Below are 25,267 nucleotides of genomic sequence, written 5' to 3'. Positions count from 1 at the left end.
AGCCATGACAGCGACGACCGACGGAAGCACCGGGGCTGTGAACCCCCGCGCAGCCTCGGCCAGTAATCCGACCGACACAACCATCGCCGCGGACGACGTACTCGCCGCCGCGCGGCGGGCCGCGGAACGCTCGGTGGAGCATCTCCTCGGCAGACAGGACGAGCAGGGCTGGTGGAAGGGCGACCTCGCCACCAACGTCACCATGGACGCCGAGGACCTGTTACTCCGTCAATTCCTCGGCATCCAGGACGAGGCCACCGTTCAGGCGGCCGGCCGTTTCATCCGCGGCGAACAGCTCGACAACGGCACCTGGGCCACCTTTCACGGCGGCCCCGGCGAGCTCTCCACCACCATCGAGGCTTACGTGGCACTGCGGCTGGCCGGAGACCGGCCGGACGAACCGCACATGGTCCGCGCCGCGGGATGGATCAGAGAACAGGGCGGAGTCGCGGCGAGCCGCGTCTTCACCCGGATCTGGCTCGCCCTCTTCGGCTGGTGGAAATGGGAGGACCTGCCGGAACTACCGCCCGAGCTGATGTTCTTTCCCACATGGGTACCGCTCAACATCTATGACTTCGGCTGCTGGGCCCGCCAGACCATTGTGCCGCTCACCATCGTTTCGGCGAAGCGGCCGGTACGCCCGGCCCCCTTCGCACTCGACGAGCTGCACACCAATCCCCTCCGCCCGAACCCGCCCAGGCGCGCCGCTCCGGCGGCGAGCTGGGACGGAGTCTTCCAGCGCCTCGACAAGGCGTTGCACATGTACCACCGGATCGCGCCGCGCACGCTGCGCCGGACCGCCATGAACGCCGCGGCCCGCTGGATCATCGAACGCCAGGAGAACGACGGCTGCTGGGGTGGCATCCAGCCGCCCGCCGTGTACTCCGTCATCGCCCTGCACCTGCTCGGCTACGACCTGGACCACCCGGTGATGCGGGCCGGACTCGCCTCGCTCGACCGGTTCGCGGTCTGGCGCGAGGACGGCGCCCGGATGATCGAGGCCTGCCAGTCACCGGTCTGGGACACCTGCCTCGCCACCATCGCCCTCGCCGACGCCGGGGTCAGCCCCGACCACCCGGCGCTCGTGAAGGCCGCGGACTGGATGCTCGGCGAGGAGATCGTCCGGCCCGGCGACTGGTCCGTGCGTCGCCCCCGACTCAACCCGGGCGGCTGGGCGTTCGAGTTCCACAACGACAACTACCCGGACATCGACGACACCGCGGAGGTGGTCCTCGCACTGCGCCGGGTCCGCCACCCCGACACGGCACGCGTCGAGGCCGCCATCAGACGCGGAGTGCGCTGGAATCTCGGCATGCAGTCCCGCAACGGGGCCTGGGGCGCGTTCGACGCGGACAACACCAGCGCGTTCCCCAACCGGCTGCCCTTCTGCGACTTCGGGGAGGTCATCGACCCGCCGTCCGCCGATGTCACCGGACACGTGGTCGAGATGCTCGCCGTCGAGGGGCGGTCCGGGCACCCCGCCACCCGGCGCGGTATCGAGTGGCTGCTCGCTGAACAGAAGGCGAGCGGAGGCTGGTTCGGCCGCTGGGGCGTCAACTACGTATACGGAACAGGATCGGTGGTCCCCGCGCTGGTGGCCGCCGGACTGCCCGTCACACATCCGGCGATCCGCCGGGCGGTCGGCTGGCTGGAGTCCGTACAGAACGACGACGGCGGCTGGGGCGAGGACCTGCGCTCCTACCACGAGGACAAGTGGATCGGGCACGGCGCCTCGACCGCCTCCCAGACCGCTTGGGCGCTGCTCGCGCTGCTTGCAGCGGGGCAGCGGGACAGCAGGGCCGTGCAGCGCGGAGTGTCCTGGCTCACCGAGACCCAGCAGGCCGACGGCTCCTGGGACGAGCCGTACTTCACCGGCACCGGCTTCCCCTGGGACTTCTCCATCAACTACCACCTCTACCGGCAGGTGTTCCCGCTCACCGCACTCGGGCGGTACGTGTACGGCGAACCGTTCGCCGACCGCACGGCCACCCGCAGGGGGGCCTGATGGGCGATGGCCCGGGGTCGGCCGGCCCCGCCGCGCCCCTGTTGATCGCCTGTGCGCTCGGCATCGAGCAGTTCGCCCTGCGCAGCGGTAGAGGCAGGGCGGGAGACGCTCCGGGCCCGGTGACCGTACTCCGTACGGGCATGGGCCCCAGGGCCGCGGAGGAGGCCGTGTCACGGGCGCTCGGTCAGGACCGGTTCCCCGGCACGGCGGTCCTCGCCTCCGGGTTCTGCGCCGGGCTGTCACCCGGTATGCACCCCGGGGACCTGGTGGTCGCCGACGAGACCCGGGAAGCCGGGAACTCGACGGTCTGCACCGGCGCGGGCCTGCTCGCCGAGGCCCTTGCCAGGGCGGTGCCCGGCCGCACCGTCCACACCGGTCCGCTGACCGGCTCCGCCCACGTCGTACGCGGACATGAGCGGGCCGAGCTACGGGCCACCGGAGCGATCGCGGTGGACATGGAGTCCGCCGTAACTCTCCGCGCCGCCCTGCGGTCCGGGCCACGCCCGGTTGCCGCCGTACGGGTGGTCGTGGACGCTCCGGAGCATGAGCTCGTCCGCATCGGCACGATACGCGGTGGAATATCGGCTTTCCGTGTTCTCCGTGCCGTCCTGCCGGCTTTCTACGAATGGCACCGATCTCTGCTGCTCCCCAGGAGGTGAGCTAGATGGCCATGCCGCTCCGTCAGACCATCAAGGTTGCGACGTACCTCATTGAACAGAAGCTCCGCAAGCGGGACAAGTTCCCGCTCATTGTCGAGCTGGAGCCTTTGTTCGCCTGCAATCTGGCGTGCGAGGGCTGCGGGAAGATCCAGCATCCGGCCGGAGTTCTGAAACAGCGCATGCCGGTGGCCCAGGCCGTCGGCGCGGTACTGGAATCGGGCGCCCCCATGGTTTCCATCGCGGGCGGCGAACCCCTGATGCACCCGCAGATCGACGAAATCGTGCGGCAGCTGGTGGAGAAGAAGAAGTACGTCTTTCTCTGCACCAATGCGATGCTGCTGCGCAAGAAGATCGAGAAATTCACCCCCTCGCCGTTCTTCGCCTTCGCTGTGCACATCGACGGGCTGCGGGAACGGCACGATGAATCGGTCGCCAAGGAAGGCGTGTTCGACGAGGCGGTGGCGGCGATCAAGGAGGCCAAGCGGCGCGGCTTCCGGGTCACCACGAATTCCACCTTCTTCAACACCGACACCCCGCAGACCGTCATCGAGGTCCTCAACTACCTCAATGACGACCTGAAGGTCGACGAGATGATGATCTCGCCCGCCTACGCGTACGAGAAGGCACCCGACCAGGAGCATTTCCTCGGCGTCGAGCAGACCAGGGAGCTGTTCAAGAAGTCGTTCGCGGGCGGCAACCGGTCCCGCTGGCGGTTGAACCACTCGCCGCTCTTCCTGGACTTCCTGGAGGGCAAGGCGGACTTTCCGTGCACCGCGTGGGCGATCCCGAACTACTCGCTCTTCGGCTGGCAGCGGCCCTGCTATCTGATGAGTGACGGGTACGTCCCGACGTACCGCGAACTCATCGAGGAGACCGACTGGGACAAGTACGGGCGCGGCAAGGACCCGCGCTGCGCCAACTGCATGGCGCACTGCGGCTACGAGCCCACCGCCGTCCTCGCCACCATGGGATCGCTGAAGGAATCCCTGCGCGCCGTGCGCGAGACCGTCTCCGGGAACGGGTGACGTCATGTCCGCCGGTTTCTCGCCCACGGCAAGCGCGCCGCGGGGCCGGTCGGCATCGGTCTCACACCGGTCGAGATCGCCGGACGGATCAGCGCCGCACCGGCCGCCGGGGAAGCAGCCGAAAGAACCTGGGAGAGCGGGGAATGAAGGACAACGGGCCCAAGGGCTTCGATCTGGCGCAACTCCTCGCGGAGCGCGGCGCCGAGCGCTACGAACTGCACGCGAAGTACCTCAACCATCAGCTGCCCCGCATGCTGCACACCATCGGCTTCGACAAGGTCTACGAACGGGCCGAGGGCGCCCATTTCTGGGACGCGGACGGCAACGACTACCTCGACATGCTCGCCGGATTCGGGGTGATGGGCCTCGGCCGACACCACCCCGTCGTACGCAAGGCCCTGCACGACGTCCTCGACGCCTCGCTCGCCGACCTCACCCGCTTCGACTGCCAGCCGCTGCCCGGACTGCTGGCCGAGAGGCTGCTCACGCACAGCCCGCACCTGGACCGGGTCTTCTTCGGCAACAGCGGTACGGAGGCCGTCGAAACCGCCCTGAAGTTCGCCCGGTACGCCACCGGCAGACCCAGGATCCTCTACTGCGCCCACGCCTTCCACGGGCTGACGACCGGCTCGCTCTCGGTCAACGGGGAGAGAGGCTTCCGGGACGGCTTCGCACCGCTGCTGCCGGACACCGCCATCGGGCTCGGTGATCTCGACGCCCTGCGCCGTGAGCTCAAGCGCGGAGACGTGGCGGCCCTGGTGGTCGAGCCGATCCAGGGCAAGGGCGTCCACGCCGCGCCGCCCGGCTTCCTGCGAGCCGCGCAGGACCTGCTGCACCAGCACAAGGCGCTGCTCATCGCCGACGAGGTGCAGACCGGCCTCGGCAGAACCGGCGACTTCTACGCGTACCAGCACGAGGAGGGCGTCGAACCCGATCTGGTCTGCGTCGCCAAGGCACTCTCCGGCGGCTATGTTCCGGTCGGGGCGACCCTCGGCAAGGACTGGATCTTCAAGAAGGTCTACTCGTCGATGGACCGGGTCCTGGTCCACTCCGCGAGCTTCGGCTCCAACGCCCAGGCGATGGCGGCGGGGCTCGCGGTCCTCGCGGTGATGGAGAACGAGGGGACCGTCGCGGGCGCACGCCGCACCGGTGACCTGCTGCGTGAGCGGCTGGCCGCGCTGGTGGACGGCTATGAGCTGCTGCACGAGGTGCGCGGGCGCGGGCTGATGATCGGCATCGAGTTCGGCCGGCCGTCGTCACTGAAGCTGCGCAGCCGCTGGACCATGCTGCAGGCGGCCCGCAAGGGCCTCTTCGCACAGATGGTGGTGGTGCCCCTGCTGCAGAAGCACCGCATCCTCACCCAGGTCTCGGGCGACCATCTGGAAGTGATCAAGCTGATCCCTCCGCTGGTGATCGGGGAGCCGGAGGTCGACCGGTTCGTCACGGCGTTCACCGCGGTGATGGACGACGCGCACAGCGGCGGCGGGCTGATGTGGGACTTCGGCAGGACCCTGGTGAAACAGGCCGTCGCCAATCGCTGATTCCGCGGGCTCTGGAGGGTTGGGTGCCCGTTTGCCTCTGAGGTAAGAAATTTGCCTCAGAGGAAAGATCCTGGCCCAATGGGTACATGAACACTCCAGACGGGGGGTCGGCCGACGAGCTGCCCGGAGTCGCGCCACGTCTGCGCGATCTGCGCCGCAACCGTGGTCTCACCCTGGAGACCGCCGCACAGCGGGCGGGGCTCTCGCCCGCCCATCTGTCCCGGCTCGAAACGGGTCGTCGGCAGCCTTCACTGCCGATGCTCCTCGGTCTTGCCAGGATCTACGGTACGACGGTTTCCGAACTGCTCGGCGAGACCCCTCCGGAACGTGAGGCGATCATCCGCGGCGGTAGGTTCGAAGGGGCCGAGGCCGACGGCTGGATGTATCAGCAGGCCGGGGGATCCGGCCGGGCGATGCAGGCGCTCCGTGTCCGGGTTCCGTACGGCGCACAGGGTGATCTCGTGCGCGTCCATCCCGGCGAGGAGTGGCTGTATGTGCTCGTCGGGCACCTCCGGGTCACACTCGGGGAGACCGTGCACGATCTCCTCCCTGGCGACAGTGCGCACTTCGACTCGCTCACCCCGCACCGGATCGCGGCCGTCGACCGCGACGGTGCCGAGTTGCTCTTCGTCCACACCCTGCTGCAGAGCCCCGCTGCCGAGCTGTGTCTCGGCAGCGGCATCCACCGTCGCTGAGACCGGGTTCCCCGGTCGCCAGAGAGGACTGTCATGTCCGATTCAGAAAACTTCGACCCGCTCGGGTCCAAGAAGACATACGAAGCCCAGGAGCGGAAGTTTCCGCGCGGCGTGGTGATCCGGCTGTTCGCCTATCTCATCGCCGGACACATCTTCGCCGCCTTCCTCTACCTGCTCTTCGCGGTGGCCGGCGAGGGCTGACCACCGCCGACGGGCGGGTCCGGCTACGCCTCGTCGAGGAGCCGGTCACGCAGCCGCTCACGGGTCTGCGGAGCGAGCTTCAGGCCCTCGGAGAAATAGCGCTCCGTGCCGCCCCAGGTCTCCTCGATGGTGGCGAAGACCGCGGCGAGGTAGTCGGCATGGGCGCCGAAGAGCGGATTGAGCAGCTCCATCACCTCGGCCGACATGCCGTCCGCCGAGGTGTCGCTGCGGTGCACCTTGTAGCGGCGGTGGGCGTCGTTGGACTTGAGGTAGTCGGCCTCGATGGCGTCGCGCTCGACGCCGACCGCGAGCAATGACACCGCGATCGACAGACCGGCCCGGTCCTTGCCCGCCGCGCAGTGCATCAACGCCGGAACACTGTCCTCGGCCAGGGCGTGCAGGACCCGGCTGTGCTCAGCGGTACGGTCTCGGATGATCGCGCGATACGAGGCGATCATCCGGTTCGTTCCCTTGCCGCCGGCGAGGATGGAGCGCAGCTGGTCGAGGTCGCCGTCGCGGACCATCCGCCAGAACTCGGCGCCGTCCGCGGGGTCGGAGAGCGGGATGCTCAGATTCCGTACGCCCGGCAGCTCCACGTCCAGGCCGTCGAGCCGGTGGTCGGCCGCATTGCGGAAGTCGAAGACCGTGTGCAGACCGAGGCCGCCGAGGAAGGCGGCGTCCTCGGCGGTGGCGTGCGCGAGGTGACCGCTGCGGAAGAGCCGTCCATGCCGCACCCGCCGGCCGTCCACGGTGGGCAGCCCGCCCACATCACGGAAGTTGCGGACACCCGTCAGCTCGGGTTCCGCCGACGGGACCTGCGGCAACTGCTGCGTCACAGTGACTCCTGGAGTGTCTGGCGTCGACGCGAGTCGCCGACGAGGCCACTTCCGCGACGATACGACATTGATTCCTCAGGCAATCATCTCGGCCTTCGCTTGTCGACACTTCCGTGAACCCCGGTGCCCCTGCGGCGAATTTGCCCGGTGAATTCCGTGCAGGGTCATTGCCCGCCATCCCGGCGATGATCGATGATGTGCGAAAATGTTGGAATGTGGGGGTGATGGTCAAGGCTGGCGACAAGGGCTGGACCTGGTTGCTCGCCGGGGCGAGCAGCAGTACGCACTGCGCCCTCACCGAACGGGATGAGCTGGTCCATCTGCACCGGGGGTCGCGGATCCCCCACGCCGCCGCCGAAGCCCCTGACCGCAGCGCCCGAGTCGCCCTTCAGGGGTTTTGAATCCCCGCTCGACGGCCGTGAGGAGTACCCGGTGGAGGGTGGCCCCGGTTGCGCTCGGCTGGTCCGGGGCGTGGCGGATCTCCGTACAGCGGCTCTCCGACGGGCTGGTGCAGATCACCGGTGGTGCCGGCTGCGACGACGCGGGGCTGCTGCTGCTCGCACCGGGGGAGTCGTACGTCACACCCGTCTTCGCCGGCCTGTGGAGTGTGGAGGGATTCGGCGGGGCGAGCCGGGCCTGGCATGTCTGGCAGCTGGCCCATGTGGCCCGGACGCGGAGAGTTTGCGGCCGGTGCTCTACAACTCCTGGGAGGCGACCGGCTTCGACATCTCGCAGGAGCAGCAGCGCGCCCTCGTCGAGCGCGCCGCCGTGATGGGCGTCGAGCTGTTCGTCGTGGACGACGCATGGTTCGGGCAGCGCGCCAGCGACCGGGCAGGGCTGGGCGACCGGACGCCGAATCCACACCCCTTTTCCGGCGGACTGAAGCCGCTTGCCGACGAAGTGCACGGGTTCGGAATGCAGTTCGGTATCCGGGTAGAGCCGGAAATGATCAATGCCGACAGCGATCTCTGTCGCGCGCACCCTGACTGGGTGCAGCGCTTCCCCGGGTGTGCGCGAGGGTGCTGAGGCTCCGGCGCGGATGACGGGCATGACGTGTCCGTAATAGGCCGATTTGGCATAACTTGCCCCGCCGGCGCGGGAGATGGTCGCCCTGTCGTGAGCGGGATCATATCCGTGACGGTGCGTGCAGGAGGGGTGGTCGGGTATTCCATGCGTGGCGCGGAAATTCAAGATCCTTAATCCACGGAGTGTGACCGGAATTCCGCGCCGATTTCCCGGCGCGGATTCCGGTACGGAACCAGTGGCTTGTTCTTGCCGTCCCGACTCGCTTACGGTCGCCGTCAATCCGGACGGACCGCCTAATCCTGCCGCCGTCCGGAATTCACATCCACTCATCGTGTGGCAGGAGCGGGGGAACCAGGTAAGCCGCCGATCGGAGAATTCCGGCCGGCTCGGGGTGAAGCCGCGTTCAGCGCGGCCGGGCATCTCCAGCCCGAACCCGACAGCTCACCTCGTAGGCGCCGGAGAGGAAGCACCACATGCCCATATCGGGTAAGCACCGTCGTACGAAGTCCAGCACCATCGCCCGTGGCGTCGCCGCCGCAGCCACCGGCGGCGCCGTCATCGCACTGCCGCTGCTCGGTGCCACCGGCGCCGCCGCCGCGGAGCAGGCCGCCCCCGCCGCCCCGCAGTCGGCCTCCGCAGCCCCGGCCAAGCCGGTCGCGCAGAAGCAGGACGCCACCACGACGTACTCCGTCGTCTCCGGTGACTACCTGTCAAAGATCGCCGACGAGCAGGGGATCGAGGGCGGCTGGCAGAAGCTGTACCAGGACAACCGCGAGGTCGTCGGCGAAGACCCCAGCCTGATCTTCCCGGGCATGGAGCTGACGCTCGACGGCAAGGCGGGGGGCCACTCCGCGCCCACCGGTGCCGGTACGGACTCGTCCCTCCCGTCGAAGGCTCCGTCGGCGCCTTCGTCGGCCGCGGAGAAGTCCGTCCCGGCCGAGTCCGCCCCGGCCGAGGCCTCTACGGCCACGGAGTCCCAGGCCTCGACCTCCGCCCCGGCCGACCAGAACAACAGCTCCGGCTACAGCCACCCGGTCCCCGGCAACCACACCACCGGATACCGTGCCTCCGGCTCGAACTGGTCCAGCGGCAGCCACACCGGGATCGACTTCCCCGTCTCCACCGGCACCAGCGTGAAGGCCATCACCTCCGGCACCGTCGTCAGCGCCGGCTGGGGTGGCGCGTACGGCAACGAGGTCGTCATCAAGCACGCCGACGGCCACTACTCGCAGTACGGCCACCTGTCCTCGATCTCCGTCTCCGAGGGCCAGACCGTGAGCAACGGTCAGCAGATCGGCCTTTCCGGCGCCACCGGCAACGCCACCGGACCGCACCTGCACTTCGAGGTCCGCACGGGCCCGGCGTACGGCTCGGACATCGATCCGATCGCCTTCCTGGCTTCGCACGGCATCTACGTCTGAGCCGAACGGCAGGGACGCTGAGCAACAAGGCATGACCTGAGAAAAGCGGAAGGGCGGTGCGCGGCGGCGCACCGCCCTTCCGCTTATTCCCTCTTTACCAAAGCCTTACAGGGTGGCCCATCTCACCACCCGTCAACCCTTTATTACGGTCGCGTAGGTCACATTCGGCGGTGCAGGATAAGCGTTTATGGCAGACGATTCGAGAAAAAACCAACGTGGCGTCATCAACCGACAATGCGTCATCGGGTCGTACGCAGCGATTGGCGACAGCTTCACCGAGGGAGTCGGTGACCCCGGCCCGGACGGGACCTTCGTCGGCTGGGCGGACCGTTTCGCGGTACTTCTCGCGGACCAGCTCCCGGACTCCGATGCGGCGACGAGCACCGAAGGCTCCGCTCACGGGAATTTCAGGTACGCCAATCTCGCCGTACGCGGACGCCTCCTCGACCAGATCGTCGAGGAGCAGGTGCCGCGCGCCAAGGAGCTCGCACCCGACCTGGTGAGCTTCTGCGCGGGCGGCAATGACATCATCAGGCCCGGCACCGACCCCGACGACGTGGCCGAGCGCTTCGAGCGCGCGGTCGCCGAGCTGACCGCATCGGTCGGCACCGTCCTGGTCACCACCGGCTTCGACACCCGTGGTGTTCCCGTGCTGCGCCATCTGCGCGGCAAGATCGCCACCTACACCGCCCATGTGCGGTCCATCGCCGACCGACACGACTGCCCGGTCCTCGACCTGTGGTCGCTCCGGTCCGTTCAGGACAGGCGCGCCTGGGACGACGACCGGCTCCATCTGTCGCCCGAGGGACACACCAGGGTCGCGCTGCGCGCCGCCCAGGTCCTCGGCCTCGATGTGCCTGCCGACCCCGACCAGGAATGGCCCCCGCAAGCACAGCGCGGCACGCTCGAAGTACGGCGCGACGACATCCACTGGGCGCGCGAGTACCTGGTGCCGTGGATCGGGCGACGGCTGCGCGGTGAGTCCTCCGGCGACCACGTCGAGGCGAAGCGGCCTGACCTGCTGCCGCTTTAGGGCGTGTTTCGCCGGACAGACCCTGGCGGGCGTCCACCACCGCAGTGCCCTCGCTCGCGGGACGGGCCTGAACCTCAGGCCCGTCCCGCGAGCGACGACAGCGGCGGCGCCGGTATCCGCTCCAGCACACCGCCCGCGAAGACGTCGTACAACGGCAGCGTCTCCAGATGCACATAGCCGATGTGGCAGTCGCAGACGGCCAGTGGACAGGCGCGCGGGCCGAGAGCGCGCCGGTAGCTCCCGTCGTAGAGATTGCCGAGCTCCGCCGGGACGAAGTGGCAGCGCCGCACCGTGCCGTCACCGTCCACCGAGATGACCGACTCGCCCGTCCGGCAGGGCAGCCCGGCCGACCGGTGCGGTTGCCGGCTGTAGGGGAAGAGCGGGTCAAGGGCCGTCCAGCGGTCCGCCTCCTCGTCCGTATAGGTGTGTCCCTCCGCCGCGTTCACCCAGAGGTAGACCTCGTCCGGCAGAGCGGCACGCAGCCGCCTGGCCTCGTCGAGATGGTCGTCGAGACCGACGACACCGACGCTGTGGCGGACGCCGAGCGCGGCCAGCTCCCGGCACTTGGTGAGGAACCGCTCGTACGGCGTCTGCCCCGGGTGGTACGTGCACCAGAGCGCGATCTTCTCGCGGCCGGCGTCTCCGGCCTCGGCCAGCCACCCCGTGCGGCTGCTGAGGTTGGTCTGGATCGCGACCCTTCCGATGTGCGGCAGCTGCGCCAGCTCGACCAGGGCACGCCGGTACCAGGAGCGGACCAGACCCTCCCCCCACGGGGTGAACAGGACCGAGATCCGGTCTCCGGTCTGCGCCGCGGCCCACGCCGTGAACCGCTCCAGCGCGGCGCGGTCGGCCCGCAGCTGTTCCCGGCTGTCGCGCCGCTTGGCGAACGGGCAGTACGGGCAGTCGTAGTCGCAGGACGCGAGCGGACCGCGGTAGAGGATGGTCAGGTCCATGCCGTGCTCACTTCAGTTCGTACGCGGCCATCGCGGCCCGCACGCCGGGGGAGAAGAGTTCGGGGCCCAGCGCGTCGGAGTGGGCCAGGCCCTCGGGGGAGAGCCGCAGCAGGCCGGACGCCCCGGCCGTATTGTCGAGCCAGCCGCGCGCCTCGAACCGGGCCAGTTCAGCAGGGAAGTCATCGGCCGGGGAGGTGCCGAACCGCTCCCGGTAGTCGGCCGGTCGCAGCCCCTTGGCCTGGAGGACGGACTGCAGGAGGTGGCGGCGGCGCGCCTCGTCGCCGTCGACGTGCCGTCCGACCTCGGCGCGCGAGAAGTCCTCGGTCGCGGTGTAGCCGTCGATGATCGCCCGCACCTCCCGCATCTCCACCGCGTAGTCGAAGGAGTAGTGCAGCTTCGAGGTGTACGAACGGGCGCCGCACCCCAGGCCGATCATGCCGTCGGTCTGGCAGGCGTAGTCGTCGGGGCCGTCCGTCCGTGGGGCGTCGGCGCGGCGGAACATCCGCATGGACACCTGTTCGTAGCCGTGGGCGAGGAGATGGTCCCGGCCCGTGCGGTACAGTCGCAGCCGCTGTTCGTCCCAGGCGGCGTCCGCCGCTGCTTCGCCGTCCGAGCCGAGCCGCCCGAGACCGGTCAGCGGGCGGACATACAGCGGGTAGAGGTACAACTCCTCCGGCTGCCAACCGAGCGCCGAGTCCAGCGAGGTGCGCCAGCTGTCCTCGGTCTGTCCGTCGATGCCGTAGATCAGGTCGATGTTCAGGACCGGGATGCGGGCATCACGTATCCGGTCCAGCGCCGCCTCCACATCGGCGCGGCGCTGCGGGCGCACTGCGGCACGCGCTTCGGCTTCGACGAAGCTCTGCACACCGATGCTGATCCTGGTCGTCCCGCGGTCGGCGAGGACGGCCAGCCGGTCGGCAGTCGCGGTCGACGGCGACGTCTCGACCGACAGCGGAACGGACCGCAGATCGGCACCCATTCGCTTCTCCGCGATGTCGCAGAGCCGCTCCAGCTCCGCCGCGGTCAGGAATGTGGGCGTGCCCCCGCCGAACGCTGCCGCGGCGAAACGCACCGGCCCGTCGTCGCCCAGCGCGTCGCGGACTGCGGTGGCCTGCCGGTCCAGCGCGTCGAGATACCGGGTCGTCAGCTCATCGGGAGCGCCGATCCGGGTGAAGAGATTGCAGAAGCCGCAGCGGACCTCGCAGAAGGGTATGTGGAGATAGAGCGAGAGTGCCTCCTTGCGCTCGGCCGCCCACAGCTCGCGCAGCGCCGGCCGGTCGGCGAGGGGGCGATAGGCGGTCTTGTGCGGATAGGCGTAGACATAGCTCTGGTACGGGCGGGTGGTGTGCGCGACGGTCGTGGTGCGGCTCATGGTGCGGTGGTCCCCGGTTCCAGGAAGAAGTGGGCGTACGGAACGGTCCAGACGGACTCGTGTCCGAGCCGGTGACCGGTGTAGCCGTCGTCCCCGTACGCCGTGCCGTGGTCGGAGCAGACGATGGCGAAACAGCGGCGGCGGCTGCTTGCGGCGGCGAAGAGCCGGCCGATGTGTGCGTCGACGTACTCCAGGGCGGCGGCATGGGTGGCGCGGGAATCTCCCGCCTCACGCGTGGCCCCCGGCTGGTGGAACCAGTTGGGCTGGTGCAGGGCGGCCACGTTGACGAAGAGGAACAGCCGCTGCTCGGCGGGGAGCTCGGCGACGACCTGCTCGGCGCGGGCCACCTGAGCCTCGAAGGAGGTGGGCGACGCGACGCCGAACTCCGGTTCCCAGTGGCTCTCCTGGAACATGCCGGGCAGTACGGAGCCGAGCGGCCCCTGCCGGTTGAAGAAGCCGACGCCGCCGATGCATACCGTGCGGTAGCCCACATCGGCGAGGCCGGACAGCAGATCGGGGGTGTCGAAGACAAAGGTGCCCGAAGCGGTGGACTCGCTGCCCGCGAAACGTGCCGCGAACAGCCGGGGGTGCGGGCCGGGGCCGGCCGGGGTCGGCAGGAATCCCGCGAAGATCGCCTGGTGGGAGGCGTAGGTGAAGCTGCCGGGCGCATGCCGCTTCTCCCAGACACCGCCGGGCAGATGGCGTGCCAGATGCGGTATGCGTCCGGCGGCGGCGAGCTCCGCCGCCACGTCGTAGCGCAGCGTGTCGAGGGTGATGAGCAGGAGATCGTGGCTCCCCACGATCTCGCTCATGTCCGGGTTCCGGGCGCCCACGGAGGCGGGCGCGGTGTCAGGGAGTGGCGGTTGCACGGTGGTTCCTTGCTCTGTTCAGTACGGCGGCGACCTGCGCCGCATAGGTGTCCAGGTCCTCGGCTCCGCTGCCGGGAAGTCCGGTCAGCCGTGGCAGCAGATCGCCGAAGGCGTTGACCTCGCCGACGGCGAAGCGCCGCCAGCCGGTCGCGGGCAGCAGATCGACGCCCACACACAGTGTGTTCGGGAAACAGGCCGCGGCCCGCTCGCACACGGCAAGGGCCTCGGCCCAGCTGCCGCCCGCGGCCTCGACGGCCGCACGGACGCCGTCGAGACTTCCGCGCTCGCCGCCGAGGTGAAGATTGGTCATGGGGGAGTGGCTGGTGCGTACGACGGCGTGGGTGGCCCGGCCGGCCACCACCACGACCCGCAGATCCGCTGCCCGGCCGTGCTGGGAGGCCTTGGGCAGCCAGCGCTCGATGTGCAGGCCGTCCGGAGCGAGCGCGTCGACGATCGCCGCGACCTCCCGCTCCGCCGTGCAACGACGCACCCGCAACGAGTTGAAGAGCCGGCCGGCCGTGTCCCGCTCGACCGACGTGGTCGCCCTGACCCGGCCGGGCCCGGCTGTCTCCACGGCCAGGACCCCCGAGGCGGACGAGCCATGTGCGAGCTTCACAAAGGCCCGGGGCATGCCGTGCGTCGCCATGCGCTCGCGTACATCCGCCCAGTCGCGCACCACGGGGGCCGCGGCTCCCGAGGTCGGCGACGCGGGTACGGGCACTTTGGCGCTGTCCAGCGCGGCATGGCAGAGCCGCTTGTCGAAGAGCACCGCGACCTCGCCGGGGTCGTCGAGCAGCACGGCACCGGAAGCGGCAGCCGCATGCGCCACCGCCCGTACGGCCGTGGTGAACCGGGCGTACCACAGGGCGGTCCCCTCGACCCTGGTCGGATCGTCGACCGCCCGGAGCAGCCGCTCCACCTCGGCCTCCTCGCCGGGCGAGTCCATCCGTACGGTCTCGCCCGGCCGGAAGGCGGCCTTTCCGCGCAGGACGTCCAGCCAGGGCACGACCCGCGCGGGCGGCAGCCCGGCGGCGCGCACGGCGTCCTGGAAGAGCGCGACCCTGCGGTTGCCGGGCACACCCACGACGGCGAAGCGCGGCGCCGGGCCGATTGTGCTATTCGCTGACGGCGACATAGCGGTCGTCGTCCTCTTCCGGATCCCAGTACTCGGTCTCATGGAGCCCGCCGTTCACCCGGTCGGAACCGAGCAGGTTCCTGAGGCGGTCCACCAACGGGTCGCTGATGTAGTGATGGTGCAGATCCAGCGAGGCCAGGTGGGTGAGCGGCTGGCCCGAGAGCAGCGCCTCGGCGCCTTCGTCGCCCAGGGTTCCCATCGCGAGGGAGAGCGACTCCAACTGGGCCACGACAGGGGCGGACGCAATCGCGGCCGCGATCTCGTCCTGGATCTCGCTGTTCTGCAGCCCGAGATGGCGCAGCGCCGGGAACGCCGCCCCCGACAGCAGCGGCGCGAGGTCCTCGACCGTAGCGTCCCCGCCGTACTCAATGACGCCGAGCCAGAGTTCGAGGCGCTCCAACGCGGGCAGCTCCGACGCTCCGATCGCCTGAACGATGCCGGACGGCAGTCCGCCCGACTCGAACCGCAGCGACTTGAGCGCCTTGTGCCGCACCGGCTGCAGGCCGAGCGTCTCCATGCCGTCGATCGGCTCGCCGCACCCGCGTACCGTCAACTCCTCCAACTGTCCGAACGCCTCGATCACCGGGGTGATGTCGGACATCTCAAGCCACGACAGTTCGCACTCCTCGCCGACGACATCGGCGAGGAAGAGCGCCTTCAGGGCCGGAAAGCGGTCCGCATGGCCGGCCAGCAGCTCGACGACGGGTGCGAAGGATTCGTACTCCTCCTGCCACCAGGGACCGATCAGCAGCGCCCGTACCCGCGAAGTGTCGACCGTGTCGAGAAAGTGCTGCCACAGTGCGGCGAACGTCAGATCGCCCTGCCAGGCGCTCTCCAGCCGCCACGCGACCGAGTCGGCGGCAGGGAGAGGGCCGGTGCGCGACTGGTCCGGTCCCGGCAGGGTCAGGACGCGCAGGCCGTGGAACGTCTCCGGGTGTTCGATCTCAGTCATCGCGCATCACTCCGAAATCGCGGTGTAGCGGCCTTCGGCACCGCGACCGCCCCAGGGCTCCTCGCGCTCCGACACATCGACCTGCACCCCATGGGGTTCCAGCGCCTGAGTGATCCGGCGCTCCATCGGCTCGGACATGAAGTGGTGGTGGAGATCCAGCCGTTCGAGATGGGTGAGCGGCTGGCCGTCCAGCAGCGCCGCCGCGCCCTCGTCACCCAGCGTGCCGTGCGACAGGTCGAGGGTGCGGAGCTGGGCGACGACCGGGGCACCCCCGACGGCCGCCGCGATCTCGTTCTGCACCTCGCTGTTGCGCAGACCGAGGTGGTGGAGGCGGGGGAAGCGGGAGCCGGAGAGCAGGGGTGCCAAGTCCGCCACATCGGCGTCGCCCCCGTACGCGGAGACGCCGAGCCAGAGATCGAGCCGCTCCAGCGCGGGCAGTTCGCTGTCCAGGATGCCGCGGATCACTCCGACCGGCAGGCCGCCGGTCTCGATGGTCAGCGAACGCAGCCGCTCGTGCTTCGTGGGGGAGAAGACCAGATCCGTGCCGCCGCGCACGCCCAGCTCCAGCAGGCCGGGGAACGCGGTCAGCAGCGCGGTGACATCGGACTGCTCGATCCAGGAGATCTCGTTCTCCTCCGGCGTGATGTCGCCGACGAAGACGGCCTCCAGCGAGGTCAGCCGGTCGGCCGCGGCGATGACCAGATCGATCGGGTAGGACGAGGTCTCCTCGTAGGACTCGCCCCACTGACCGATGATGAGCGCCCGCACACCGGCCGGGTCGACCGCCGTCAGAAACGCCTGGAACGCTTCCTCCCAGGTCATCTCGCACTCGTCGTCGTACGGATCGACCGAGATGCGCCAGGCCGCCGCATCGGCGGCCTGCACCGGTGTTTCCTTCGTCGCGTGCTGGAAGTCGACAGCGGGAAGGCCGAGCAACTCGTGCAGATGGTCCACACCGGACATGACCCTGGGCTCCTGGTACTGGGGGACGGCTGATGTCCGCAAGGTTTATCAAGCCGCACTGACAACGGCGCGACCGGGGACCGTCCGTGGCATGTCCACCGACACCCGTGGGAGCCGGTCGTCGGTCGATTGTCAGACCCTCCCCTTAGCGTTTTCTTCGTGGCCGGCACAGCGGGTGCGGCCATCGAGGGGAGACGTCTGTGTACCGGCAGGGCGATGTACTGATCGTGTCGTTGGAGGAGTCGGCGGTGCCCGCGCACCTTGTGGACGCGCCGGGTGAACCGAGGGACGGCCGAGGGCGGATGATCCTCGCGCTGGGCGAGGTCACCGGTCATGCCCATGCGGTTCAGGGGCCGGGTCGGCTGATGCGCGAGGCGGGTGCCTTCGGGCCGATGCTGCTCCATCTCCCCGAAGGCGGGCGGGTGGTGCACGAGGAGCACGCGGCGATACCGCTGTCGAAGGGCTGGTACCGCGTGGTGCGCCAGCGGGAGTACGCCCCGGGCGCGGTCCGCATCGTTGCGGACTGACGCTGCCGGGCCCGCCCGGCCTGCAGCACTGAACAGCACAGAACACCGACGACGCAGAACACAGAATCAGAGGACGGGGAAAACCGATGCAGTACGTGGACTCATGGCGGGCCGTGGCAGCGGCGACCGGCGCGGCGGACCGGGCCGCGGCCGAGGACGGGCTGCGGCTCGCCTACCGAAGCGCAGGACTTGCCGAGCCGGAGCGGATCGTCTGGGTCGAGTCGCCCAGGGCCGCAGTGGAGGTCGTCGAGAAGCTCGTCGACGCCGGACGCTCGGTGCGTGACGAGGTACGGACCCGGCCCTGGGCGCAGGAGCGGCGCCGGATGTACGACGAGCTGGGCCCGGCGGGCTGGTCCGCCCTGTGGTCCGCGACAGGGGCCCAGCTCTGGGAGACCACGGCGGCGCTCGCCGAGCGGATCAGGGCCGGTGTCGTCGCGGACCTGACGGAGCGCCCGGAGGACGAGTCCGATGTCCGGCTGGTTCTGCTCGACGCGGTCCTGGGACAGCACGACGCGGCCTGGCTCGCGGCATTCGACGGCCGGGGCGACCGGCTGAACGGGCTTGCCGAGGTGGCCCGGCACGCGGGCTGGTGGTGGCCCTTCGAGCGCGTCGTGGTGATAAGCGAGCGCCCCGAAGCGCTCCACCGGGACGAGGCCGGGCGGCTCGACCGCGGGGACGGCCCGGCGCTCGCCTACCGCGACGGCTTTGCGCTCCACGCCTGGCGGGGCATGCCCGTGCCCGCCGAATTCCTCGCGGAACTCAACTCCCTGACCCCCGAGCGGATACGTGAGGAGGAGAACGCGGAACTGCGCCGCGTGATGCTGGAGTTCTACGGCTACGACCGCTACCTCACCGAGTCCGGCGCCGAGCCGGTCCATCGGGACGAGACGGGCATCCTCTGGCGGATCGCGCTGGACGGCGACGAGGACGTGGTGATGGTCGAGGTCGTCAACTCCACCCCGGAGCCGGACGGAACCCACCGCACCTACTGGCTCCGGGTGCCGCCCGGCACGAGGACCGCGAAGGAGGGCGTGGCCTGGACGTTCGGACTCCAGGGGGAGGCGTACGCACCCCTGCGCCAGACCTGACCTTCGTCGGCCGAGCAGGCGGAGCGCCTTTCAGATCCCGGCGTCGAGGTGGGCGCCGATCCGTATGAAGGCCTGGACCAGCGGCGCCGGGGGGACCGAGGGCGACATGACCTGGGAGGCGAAGTGCGCGACGACCAGGTCCAGTTTGGGGGAGATGAACATGCGCTGTCCCCCGCACGCCGCCTCGGCTCCTTGGGGGTCGAGGATGTAGTAGGCGTCCTCCTCCGTCCCCAGCCTTCCTCAGCGCTGCCGCGGTCATGCTCACCGCCGGGGTCTTCGGCGTCGCCGCCATCCGGCCCGAACGCGACGCCGTACGGCTCGGTGTCCTCCACCCGGACCGCGGGGAAGCCGGCACGCCGGGGTGATCCCGGCGGGGGTACGCGATTCAGGCCGTCAGTGCCGCACGGTCGATGCCGAGTTCGCGAGCGAGGGCCTCGTCGGTCCAGGCCAGCATCGTGGCCCGGGAGAGCGGACCCGCGTACGACGTCATCTGCACGGCCAGACCGTCCAGCAGGGCGGTCAGCCGCCAGGCCACGGACATCGGGTCGTCGCAGTGGAACTCACCCGCGGCGGCGCCCTCTTCGATGACCTCGGCCAGCTCCGCCTTCCACTGCTGGTCGAGATCGCCGGCCACATTGCGCAGCGCCGGGTCGCGCAGTGAGGCCGCCCAGCCCTCGATCCACAGCCGCCAGCCCTTGGCCTGGCCCGTCGGGGCGTACCAGCGGACGGCGGCGCGCAGCCGTCGTACGGCACTGGTGCGGCGGCTCAGCAGCTTGCGCAGATGGGCGAGGTCGGCCTCGGCGGCATGCGCGAAGGCGGCCGCGACCAGCTTCTCCTTGGTCGAGAAGTGGTAGAGCACGAGTGCATTGCTCACACCGAGCACGGCGGCCACGTCGGCGATCCGTACCGCTGCGACCCCCCGCACCTCGATCTGTTCGACGGCAGCGCGCAGGAGCTCCTCGCGTCGTTCCGCCACGCTCAACCGCACTCTTGCCACCGCGTCACCCTAGCGAATGTGCGGGGCCCGGGCAGGCCGGGGGCGGAGCCGCGTGCGGCCCCGCCCCCGGGGCCTGTCCGACCCTGAACCGTCGGACAGGCTCTGCCTCACCCGACGCCCGGGGCGCCGACCTGCACCGTCAGCACCAGATGTCGGCGCAGCCGGAGTTGTACGCGTCGATCAGGGTCTCCGTCAGCGAAGCACCGGAGGTGTCCGTGACGGTGGACTTCAGATCGACCTTGGCGGTCTCGAGGGCCGGCACGGTGACCTTCCAGCGGCCGTCCGCCCCACGAGCCGCCGCGGCCTGCTTCCAGTCGGTGCCGTCCGTTGCGTACCAGACCTTCAGCGAGGCGATGGGCAGCGCCTTCCGGCTGCCCTGTGCGGAGAGACCGACCGTGTAGTCGAGCGGTTTCGCGGGGTCGGCCGCGTTCTCGCCGGTGAGCGGCAGCCGGTACTCGAGGTCCAGCAGCCGGGCCGGTGCGGCCGACTGCTCGTGCCCGGAGCGAAGACGCCACTCGCTGGTGACCCTGGTCCCGAGCATCCAGGTCACCGGATCCGGCGACGTACGCGTGGCATCGACGGTCAGCCGGTACCAGTCCTGCGCGGCAGGTCGAATGTGGCGCGTCCCGGTGCGGCATTGCGGGCCAGCACCTTTCCGTTGTCGTCCGCCAGGACCGTGCTCCCGCTTTCCGCACCCGGTGCCGTCTCGGCCCGGTGCCCGCGACACCCGCGTACCGGCCCTCGGAGGCGGCCCCGGAGCCGGCGGTGATCGAAGACACATGGGTGCCGTGGCCCTGCATGTCCTGCACGTCGCCGTCTCCGGTGAAGTCCCGCGAGGCGACGACGGCGCTCTTCAGATCGGGGTGGTCCCGGTCGTAGCCGGTGCCGAGAACGGCAACGAGATCTGGCCCATGGCGTCGATCGGTACCGCGTACTCGTGGCCCCCGGCCCGGAAGCGGGTGAAGCCCATGCCTTCGCGGCCGGTTCCCGGCACGATCGAGCTGATCTGTACGTCGCCCCCACGGCCGGAGTACGTCACCACGTCGCCGGTCAGCAGGGTGACGGTGCCGCTCGCGCCGCCCGCCTCCGAGGATGTGGACGGGGCGGCGAAGGCGGGTGTGTTGTCGGCGGCGGGCAGTGTTCCACCGGCAAGGGCGGCGGCAAGTGCGGTGGCGCAGACCGCCGCCCATCTGGTCCGTCTCATTCTCAGCTCGTGAACTCGTATGTTTTCAGGGGGTGGTGAGGTGAGCATGTCAGGAGCATGACTGCCTTGAGCTGGAGGTCGGGGCTGGCGGGTAGCTGCCATGGCAGCTACCCGCCGTACACCTGGGTGATCGCCGTAACGGCCTTGAGCGCCGGTGCAGTTGGATTCAGTGGTACCAGCCGAACCGCTGCGCCATCACCGGCAGCCGGTCGGCGACGATGGCATGCGCGGCGGCCCGCGGGGTGCAGACGTCGGCCTCGGCGCGGGCCAGCATCAGGTCGATCAGGGCCCGCATCGAGCGGCGGGTGTGTTCGAACGCCTCGTCGGCGTCAGCGCCGATGTCACCGAACAGTGTCCACCACCACCAGGCGTTCGTACCGGAGTTGACGACCACATCCGGCAGCACCGTGATCCCGCGCGCCGCGAGCAGTGCCTCCGCCTCCGCGAGCACCGGCATGTTCGCCGCCTCGACGACCCAACGAGCCCGAATCCGCGCCTGGTTGGAAGCGTCGATCGCGTACGAAACGGCTGCTGGTACCAGCATCTCGGCCTCCTGCTCCAGCCATGCGTCCGCGGGCAGCTCCCGGTCCCCGTCCCGGAGCGCGCCGCGGTCCACCGTCCCGTACCCGTCCCTGGCGGCCAGCAGCGCCTCGACATCCAGGCCGGCCGGATTGGCGATCGTGCCCTTGATGTCGGCCACGGCGACCACGGTCAGCCCGGCCCGCGCCAGGAAACGCGCCGTCGCCCCGCCCATGGTGCCGAGCCCCTGTACGGAGACCCTTGCCTCCCGGTACGGGACGCCCGCCCGGTCCAGCGCCGCGAGCGCCGACTCGGCGACCCCGCAGCCGCCGACCAGCGCGTCGAGCCCGATGCCGTCCACCTCGACGGCGAATGCGTCGGCGAGACGCTGCCGGGCCGCCGTCTCGTCGTCGAGCAGCGGATGGACGGCCTGGACCGTGGAGACGAGCCCGGCCTCGGCCGCCGCCCGGTCCACGAGGTCCTGGGTGAGTCCCAGGTCCTCGCCCGTCGTCCACATGTTCTCAATGTACGGGCGCACGGCCCGCAGATAGCGCACCAGTACGCCGTAGGCCTCCGGGGCGCGCGGGTCGCAGTCGATGCCGCCCTTGGCGCCGCCCAGCGGTATGTAACGGGCCCCGATGTCATCGGCGTCGAAGTGGAGGGCCTCCTTCATCGTCATGCCGCGGGCCAGCCCCGCCACCTCGTCGAGGGTGCAGCCAGCCCGCATCCGCAGTCCGCCGCTGGACACCCCGCGCACCAGCCGGTCGATCACCAGGTGCCCCTGGCGGCCGGTGACGTGGTCGGTCCAGGTGAGCGAAACCAGCGGGGCGGACGGGGCGGCGGGGCGGGACACCGGAGGTGTCGTCATCGGGGGGTCTCCTCGGTCACGGTGATCACGGTGGGCCCAGGAGTGGTCAGGGCCTGGGACAGGGCGCGGGCGAGCGCCTCGGGGGTGTCGGCACGGGCGCCGTGGCCGCCGTACGCCCGCGCCAGCGCGGGCAGGTCGACGGACGGCAGATCGACGCCCGTGGGGGTGTCGCCGCGCGCCGTCATCTCGGCGCGGATCTCCCCGTAACCCCCGTTGTCGAACACCACGACGGGCAGCGGCAGCCCCAGCTGGGCAGCGGTGGCGAGCTCCTGCACGGAGAACTGCAGCCCGCCGTCCCCGCTGAGCGCCACGACCTGCCGGTCGGGGTACGCGGTCTTCGCGCCGATCGCCGCGGGCAGCGCGTAGCCGAGCGTGCCGAAGCCGGTCGGGTGCAGATAGCGCCCTCGCGGGCCGATGGGCAGATGGGGCAGGGCGCCGTAGTAGCAGCACTGCGCACTGTCCGAGGTCCAGATCGCGTCGGCGTCCAGCACGGCCCGTGCGGCGCGCAGATACGGCACCCAGCGGGCGTCGCGCTCGGCGGTCTCGGCATCCCGCGCGGCGCGCAGCGCCCGGACCGCGGCGGCACTGTCCGGCGTACCCGAGTCCCCGGTTGCTTCCTTCAGCGCCTTCCGCAGTGCCTCCAGCGTGGGGTGCGCCGCGCCGACCAGCGCCAGATCGGCGGGCAGTCCCGCGTACATCTGGGCGGGGTCGATGTCGACCCGGATCAGCGTGCCGCTCAGCGCCGGCGGCGCGGCCCACAGATCGGACTCGGCCAGCTCGGTGCCGACCGCGAGCACCGCGTCGCAGTCGGCCAGCCACTTCTGTACGGACGGGCTGTGCAGTGACACCCCGAGCGACAGCGGATGCGTCTCGTCGACGATCCCCTTGCCGTTGGCGGTGGTGACGACCGGGGCGGCCAGCGCCTCGGCGAGCGCCCTGCACTCGACGGACGCGGACCGGGCTCCCCCGCCGAGGACCAGCGCGGGCCGCCGGGCCGACCGCAGGAACCGGGCCGCGTCCCGGACAGCGTTCCGGTCCGGGCCCGGGGCGGACAGCGGTGGCGTGAGCCGCACCGGACCCGCCGACTGAGCCGTCTCCAGCAGATCCAGCGGCACCTCGACATGGACCGGCCGCGGCCGCTGCGTACGGAACAGGGTGAACGCCCGCGCCACCGCCGAGCCGATCTCCGCGACCGAAGACACCCGGTGGCTGAACGCCGCGACCGCGCGCAGCGCCTCGGTCTGGCTGCGCATCTCGTGCAGCAGACCGGTCGGCAGGCGGGGATGGCGCAACGGCATCCCGGGCGACACGACCAGCAGCGGCACACTGTCCGAATACGCCTGGCCGACCGCTGCCGTGATGTTCAGGAGGGCAGGCCCGGTGGTGGTGATCGCCACCCCGGGCCGCTCGGTGACGCGGGCGTACGCATCGGCCGCGTATCCCGCGCCCTGTTCGTGCCTTGGTGTGACATGCGCGATCCCGTACGGGGCCAGGTGCCGGTAGATCTCCAGGTTGTGCGTTCCCGGAATCCCGAACGCCCTGGTGACCCCGTGTGCTGCCAGGGCGCGGACCACGGCCTCGCCACCGGTGGACGACGCGCTTCCCGTCTGCTCGGACACGCTGCCTCCCTTCACTGACCGGTCGATACCAACAGGTCGATTTACTGAACCGCCGGTCAGTATCGGGAGCTGGGAGGACCCCTGTCAACGCGGCCACTGCTGAACCGTCGTTCAGTGGCCGGACCGCGTCGGTCGGTACGGCTCGGATGCCGTCCGGCGGCGCCGTGGGACGCCGTCGACGGGCTGCGTTCACGGGTGTGACGGGCGTGGGCCCCTCGGATGTGACACGGAAGTGCGGCCGGGCGCGGAATCCTGTGGAGGGTGCGGGTGCGGGTGCGGGTGCGGGTGCGGGTGCGGATGTCGGATGTCGGATGCGGCATGACGGGATTCGACGCACAGCAGGACGCGCTGCTCGGGCTGCTCGGCGAGGAGAACGGACAGCACCCGGCCCGGCGATCAGCCCGTCGGCCGTTCCGGTCTCGCGGTGTCGCACCCGCCGCCCATAATGAGACGACACCGACTCCCGCAGGAGATGTTGTGACCGGCGCTGACCCCTTTTTTCCACTCCGCACCCGAATGCGTTCGCTTCGCCCCGCCGCATTCGGCGCCGATCCGGGCGGTGCCCGCATGCAGCGCATCCGCCGCTCGCCCAACTTCGCCGACGGCGTCTTCCAGAACCCGGTGGGGGAACGGACCAGGCCGTCCCAATCCGCCCTGGAGTTCGCGAAGGTCTACTTCCGCAAGGAGGAGCGGGCACGCAGGGCGCCGGTCGGTACCGTGCCCGTCCACGCCACCACCTACGCCGACCTCGGCGAGCCGCCCGTCTCCGGGCTGCGGCTCACCTGGATGGGTCATTCCAGTGTGCTCGCAGAGATCGATGGCCGGCGGGTGCTTTTCGACCCGGTGTGGGGCGAGCGCTGTTCGCCCTTCGCCTTCGCCGGGCCCAAACGGCTGCACCCCGTGCCGCTGCCGCTCGCCGCGCTGGGCCCCGTGGACGCGGTGGTGATCTCCCACGACCACTACGACCACCTCGATCTGCCGACGATCCGGGCCCTCGCGGGCACGGACACGGTGTTCGCCGTCCCCCTCGGAGTCGGTGCCCATCTGGAGCGGTGGGGAGTGTCCGCCGACCGGATGCGCGAACTGGACTGGAACGAGACCACGAAGATCGCCGGGATCAGCCTCACCGCCACCCCGGCCCGGCACTTCTGCGGCCGCGGTCTGCGCAACCAGCAGCACACACTCTGGGCGTCCTGGGCCGTCGCGGGACCCGAGCACCGGATCTACCACAGCGGTGACACCGGCTATTTCCCCGGCTTCAAGGACATCGGCGCCGACCACGGCCCGTTCGACGCGACGATGATCCAGATCGGTGCGTACTCCGACTACTGGCCCGAGAATCACACGGACTGTACGCCGATGCCGGGCGCGTGGCCGGACATTCACATGTCGCCCCCGCAGGGGGTCCAGGCTCACCTTGACCTGCAGGGCTCCAAGCCGCACGGGGTGCTGTTGCCGATCCACTGGGGCACCTTCAACCTGGCGCTGCATGCGTGGGCGGAACCGGGGGAGTGGACGAAGGATGCCGCGGAGGAGGCCGGGCAGGCCGCCGCCTTCCCGCGGCCCGGTGAGCCCTTCGAGCCTGCCGGAAGCCTCCCCACGGATCCCTGGTGGCGGGCTGTGTCGCAGCCGATGGTGCACCCGTGGCGTCGACCCGAGCAGGTTCAGGCCTCTGCTGAGGCACGCGGGAGCGATCTCGACTTCGCGGGTGATCGATGACGGCGGGCGAGGACGACCTCGGCACGATCGGCGGCGAACA

At 70.2% G+C, this 25,267-nt stretch carries 24 protein-coding genes, 2 pseudogenes and 1 riboswitch; of the genes and pseudogenes, 12 read left to right on the top strand and 14 right to left on the bottom strand.

Annotation, left to right across the window (positions count from 1 at the left end; genetic code table 11):
- Positions 1-4 precede the first annotated feature (4 nt).
- The 6 genes from shc to ACZ3IC_RS20700 all read left to right on the top strand — a co-directional run bounded on the left by shc (position 5) and on the right by ACZ3IC_RS20700 (position 6,126).
- Complete coding sequence (shc, locus tag ACZ3IC_RS20725; protein ID WP_467418031.1) at positions 5-2,005, top strand: squalene--hopene cyclase; 2,001 nt, start codon at positions 5-7, stop codon at positions 2,003-2,005.
- Entirely contained in the window at positions 2,005-2,664 is a 660-nt protein-coding gene (locus ACZ3IC_RS20720) for a phosphorylase family protein (protein WP_467418030.1), read from the top strand. The genes shc and ACZ3IC_RS20720 overlap by 1 nt, the downstream gene beginning before the upstream one ends.
- A 5-nt stretch (positions 2,665-2,669) precedes the next feature.
- Positions 2,670-3,689 carry an adenosyl-hopene transferase HpnH gene (gene hpnH / locus ACZ3IC_RS20715; protein ID WP_467418029.1) on the top strand — a complete coding sequence of 340 codons (1,020 nt, stop codon included), beginning with the start codon at positions 2,670-2,672 and terminating at the stop codon, positions 3,687-3,689.
- Positions 3,690-3,832: 143 nt separating this feature from the next.
- Complete coding sequence (locus tag ACZ3IC_RS20710) at positions 3,833-5,230, top strand: aspartate aminotransferase family protein (RefSeq protein ID WP_467418027.1); 1,398 nt, start codon at positions 3,833-3,835, stop codon at positions 5,228-5,230.
- Between the two features lie 86 nt (positions 5,231-5,316).
- Complete coding sequence (locus tag ACZ3IC_RS20705) at positions 5,317-5,925, top strand: helix-turn-helix domain-containing protein (RefSeq protein ID WP_467418025.1); 609 nt, start codon at positions 5,317-5,319, stop codon at positions 5,923-5,925.
- A gap of 33 nt (positions 5,926-5,958) precedes the next feature.
- Positions 5,959-6,126, top strand: coding sequence for a DUF6126 family protein (locus ACZ3IC_RS20700; RefSeq protein WP_467418023.1), 168 nt, complete (start codon positions 5,959-5,961; stop codon positions 6,124-6,126).
- 23 nt (positions 6,127-6,149) lie between these two features.
- On the opposite strand, the gene ACZ3IC_RS20695 is transcribed toward ACZ3IC_RS20700, so the two are convergent.
- Complete coding sequence (locus tag ACZ3IC_RS20695) at positions 6,150-6,962, bottom strand: tyrosine-protein phosphatase (RefSeq protein ID WP_467418022.1); 813 nt, start codon at positions 6,960-6,962, stop codon at positions 6,150-6,152.
- Positions 6,963-7,186: 224 nt separating this feature from the next.
- On the opposite strand from ACZ3IC_RS20695, the pseudogene ACZ3IC_RS20690 reads away from it, so the two are divergent.
- From ACZ3IC_RS20690 to ACZ3IC_RS20680, 3 genes and pseudogenes are all read left to right on the top strand, one after another.
- Positions 7,187-7,979: pseudogene (locus ACZ3IC_RS20690) on the top strand (alpha-galactosidase); the annotation flags it as partial.
- A 322-nt stretch (positions 7,980-8,301) separates the two neighbouring features.
- A riboswitch (cyclic di-AMP (ydaO/yuaA leader) is annotated at positions 8,302-8,458 on the top strand.
- A 3-nt stretch (positions 8,459-8,461) separates the two neighbouring features.
- Positions 8,462-9,409, top strand: coding sequence for a M23 family metallopeptidase (locus tag ACZ3IC_RS20685; RefSeq protein WP_467418020.1), 948 nt, complete (start codon positions 8,462-8,464; stop codon positions 9,407-9,409).
- A gap of 187 nt (positions 9,410-9,596) precedes the next feature.
- The gene (locus ACZ3IC_RS20680) at positions 9,597-10,442 is read left to right on the top strand and encodes an SGNH/GDSL hydrolase family protein (RefSeq protein ID WP_467418019.1); all 846 of its coding nucleotides are present in this window, start codon (positions 9,597-9,599) and stop codon (positions 10,440-10,442) included.
- Between the two features lie 74 nt (positions 10,443-10,516).
- On the opposite strand, the gene ACZ3IC_RS20675 is transcribed toward ACZ3IC_RS20680, so the two are convergent.
- Genes ACZ3IC_RS20675 through ACZ3IC_RS20650 form a run of 6 tightly spaced genes read right to left on the bottom strand, consistent with a single transcriptional unit; the run spans position 10,517 to position 16,686 of the window.
- A complete protein-coding gene (locus tag ACZ3IC_RS20675; protein WP_467418018.1) occupies positions 10,517-11,395 on the bottom strand; it encodes an STM4011 family radical SAM protein in 879 nt (292 codons plus the stop codon).
- A 7-nt stretch (positions 11,396-11,402) separates the two neighbouring features.
- Positions 11,403-12,767 (bottom strand): STM4012 family radical SAM protein, encoded by a 1,365-nt coding sequence (locus ACZ3IC_RS20670; protein ID WP_467418016.1) that lies wholly within the window; start codon positions 12,765-12,767, stop codon positions 11,403-11,405.
- Complete coding sequence (locus ACZ3IC_RS20665) at positions 12,764-13,579, bottom strand: STM4013/SEN3800 family hydrolase (protein WP_467418164.1); 816 nt, start codon at positions 13,577-13,579, stop codon at positions 12,764-12,766. The genes ACZ3IC_RS20670 and ACZ3IC_RS20665 overlap by 4 nt, the downstream gene beginning before the upstream one ends.
- Before the next feature lie 37 nt (positions 13,580-13,616).
- Positions 13,617-14,771 carry an STM4014 family protein gene (locus ACZ3IC_RS20660; RefSeq protein ID WP_467418014.1) on the bottom strand — a complete coding sequence of 385 codons (1,155 nt, stop codon included), beginning with the start codon at positions 14,769-14,771 and terminating at the stop codon, positions 13,617-13,619.
- The gene (locus ACZ3IC_RS20655; protein WP_467418013.1) at positions 14,752-15,723 is read right to left on the bottom strand and encodes an STM4015 family protein; all 972 of its coding nucleotides are present in this window, start codon (positions 15,721-15,723) and stop codon (positions 14,752-14,754) included. Before ACZ3IC_RS20655 ends, ACZ3IC_RS20660 begins: the two co-directional genes overlap by 20 nt.
- Before the next feature lie 6 nt (positions 15,724-15,729).
- Positions 15,730-16,686 (bottom strand): STM4015 family protein, encoded by a 957-nt coding sequence (locus tag ACZ3IC_RS20650; protein WP_467418012.1) that lies wholly within the window; start codon positions 16,684-16,686, stop codon positions 15,730-15,732.
- A gap of 200 nt (positions 16,687-16,886) precedes the next feature.
- Here ACZ3IC_RS20650 and ACZ3IC_RS20645 point away from each other — a divergent pair, with 200 nt between their 5' ends.
- Positions 16,887-17,213: a hypothetical protein gene (locus ACZ3IC_RS20645; RefSeq protein ID WP_114247858.1), complete on the top strand. Its 327-nt coding sequence runs from the start codon at positions 16,887-16,889 to the stop codon at positions 17,211-17,213.
- An 86-nt stretch (positions 17,214-17,299) separates the two neighbouring features.
- Complete coding sequence (locus ACZ3IC_RS20640; RefSeq protein ID WP_467418009.1) at positions 17,300-18,301, top strand: DUF6745 domain-containing protein; 1,002 nt, start codon at positions 17,300-17,302, stop codon at positions 18,299-18,301.
- Between the two features lie 30 nt (positions 18,302-18,331).
- Here ACZ3IC_RS20640 and ACZ3IC_RS20635 read toward each other — a convergent pair whose 3' ends face one another.
- From ACZ3IC_RS20635 to ACZ3IC_RS20605, 7 genes and pseudogenes are all read right to left on the bottom strand, one after another.
- Entirely contained in the window at positions 18,332-18,463 is a 132-nt protein-coding gene (locus tag ACZ3IC_RS20635) for a hypothetical protein (protein ID WP_467418007.1), read from the bottom strand.
- Between the two features lie 223 nt (positions 18,464-18,686).
- Positions 18,687-19,277: a TetR/AcrR family transcriptional regulator gene (locus ACZ3IC_RS20630; protein ID WP_093893283.1), complete on the bottom strand. Its 591-nt coding sequence runs from the start codon at positions 19,275-19,277 to the stop codon at positions 18,687-18,689.
- 160 nt (positions 19,278-19,437) lie between these two features.
- Positions 19,438-19,839: a hypothetical protein gene (locus tag ACZ3IC_RS20625; protein ID WP_467418006.1), complete on the bottom strand. Its 402-nt coding sequence runs from the start codon at positions 19,837-19,839 to the stop codon at positions 19,438-19,440.
- Between the two features lie 238 nt (positions 19,840-20,077).
- Positions 20,078-20,155: pseudogene (locus ACZ3IC_RS20620) on the bottom strand (hypothetical protein); the annotation flags it as partial.
- A complete protein-coding gene (locus ACZ3IC_RS20615) occupies positions 20,152-20,502 on the bottom strand; it encodes a hypothetical protein (protein ID WP_467418004.1) in 351 nt (116 codons plus the stop codon). The gene ACZ3IC_RS20615 and the pseudogene ACZ3IC_RS20620, both read right to left, overlap by 4 nt.
- A 166-nt stretch (positions 20,503-20,668) precedes the next feature.
- Entirely contained in the window at positions 20,669-21,889 is a 1,221-nt protein-coding gene (locus ACZ3IC_RS20610; protein WP_467418003.1) for a Glu/Leu/Phe/Val dehydrogenase dimerization domain-containing protein, read from the bottom strand.
- On the bottom strand, positions 21,886-23,508 hold the full coding sequence (locus tag ACZ3IC_RS20605; protein WP_467418002.1) for a thiamine pyrophosphate-binding protein: 1,623 nt from the start codon (positions 23,506-23,508) through the stop codon (positions 21,886-21,888). Before ACZ3IC_RS20605 ends, ACZ3IC_RS20610 begins: the two co-directional genes overlap by 4 nt.
- Before the next feature lie 477 nt (positions 23,509-23,985).
- Between ACZ3IC_RS20605 and ACZ3IC_RS20600 the strand changes: the two genes are divergently transcribed.
- Positions 23,986-25,227, top strand: a complete 1,242-nt coding sequence (locus ACZ3IC_RS20600) for an MBL fold metallo-hydrolase (protein ID WP_467418001.1) — start codon at positions 23,986-23,988, stop codon at positions 25,225-25,227.
- Positions 25,228-25,267: the final 40 nt, after the last annotated feature.

This window comes from Streptomyces sp. NPDC002958 (assembly GCF_055563255.1).
The sequence above is the reverse complement of the archived record's forward strand: the minus strand, read 5'-3'. Positions and strand labels throughout refer to the sequence as shown.

Coding starts and splice junctions, on each gene's coding strand:
- ACZ3IC_RS20710 (WP_467418027.1), top strand. CDS start 3,833: ATGAAGGACAACGGGCCCAAGGGCTTCGATCTGGCGCAACTCCTCGCG.
- ACZ3IC_RS20660 (WP_467418014.1), bottom strand. CDS start 14,771: ATGTCGCCGTCAGCGAATAGCACAATCGGCCCGGCGCCGCGCTTCGCC.
- ACZ3IC_RS20625 (WP_467418006.1), bottom strand. CDS start 19,839: ATGCTCGGGACCAGGGTCACCAGCGAGTGGCGTCTTCGCTCCGGGCAC.
- ACZ3IC_RS20640 (WP_467418009.1), top strand. CDS start 17,300: ATGCAGTACGTGGACTCATGGCGGGCCGTGGCAGCGGCGACCGGCGCG.
- ACZ3IC_RS20685 (WP_467418020.1), top strand. CDS start 8,462: ATGCCCATATCGGGTAAGCACCGTCGTACGAAGTCCAGCACCATCGCC.
- ACZ3IC_RS20655 (WP_467418013.1), bottom strand. CDS start 15,723: ATGACTGAGATCGAACACCCGGAGACGTTCCACGGCCTGCGCGTCCTG.
- ACZ3IC_RS20665 (WP_467418164.1), bottom strand. CDS start 13,579: ATGAGCGAGATCGTGGGGAGCCACGATCTCCTGCTCATCACCCTCGAC.
- ACZ3IC_RS20635 (WP_467418007.1), bottom strand. CDS start 18,463: ATGTTCATCTCCCCCAAACTGGACCTGGTCGTCGCGCACTTCGCCTCC.
- ACZ3IC_RS20675 (WP_467418018.1), bottom strand. CDS start 11,395: ATGGACCTGACCATCCTCTACCGCGGTCCGCTCGCGTCCTGCGACTAC.
- ACZ3IC_RS20650 (WP_467418012.1), bottom strand. CDS start 16,686: ATGTCCGGTGTGGACCATCTGCACGAGTTGCTCGGCCTTCCCGCTGTC.
- ACZ3IC_RS20700 (WP_467418023.1), top strand. CDS start 5,959: ATGTCCGATTCAGAAAACTTCGACCCGCTCGGGTCCAAGAAGACATAC.
- hpnH (WP_467418029.1), top strand. CDS start 2,670: ATGGCCATGCCGCTCCGTCAGACCATCAAGGTTGCGACGTACCTCATT.
- ACZ3IC_RS20615 (WP_467418004.1), bottom strand. CDS start 20,502: ATGAGACGGACCAGATGGGCGGCGGTCTGCGCCACCGCACTTGCCGCC.
- shc (WP_467418031.1), top strand. CDS start 5: ATGACAGCGACGACCGACGGAAGCACCGGGGCTGTGAACCCCCGCGCA.
- ACZ3IC_RS20610 (WP_467418003.1), bottom strand. CDS start 21,889: ATGACGACACCTCCGGTGTCCCGCCCCGCCGCCCCGTCCGCCCCGCTG.
- ACZ3IC_RS20720 (WP_467418030.1), top strand. CDS start 2,005: ATGGGCGATGGCCCGGGGTCGGCCGGCCCCGCCGCGCCCCTGTTGATC.
- ACZ3IC_RS20680 (WP_467418019.1), top strand. CDS start 9,597: ATGGCAGACGATTCGAGAAAAAACCAACGTGGCGTCATCAACCGACAA.
- ACZ3IC_RS20670 (WP_467418016.1), bottom strand. CDS start 12,767: ATGAGCCGCACCACGACCGTCGCGCACACCACCCGCCCGTACCAGAGC.
- ACZ3IC_RS20705 (WP_467418025.1), top strand. CDS start 5,317: ATGAACACTCCAGACGGGGGGTCGGCCGACGAGCTGCCCGGAGTCGCG.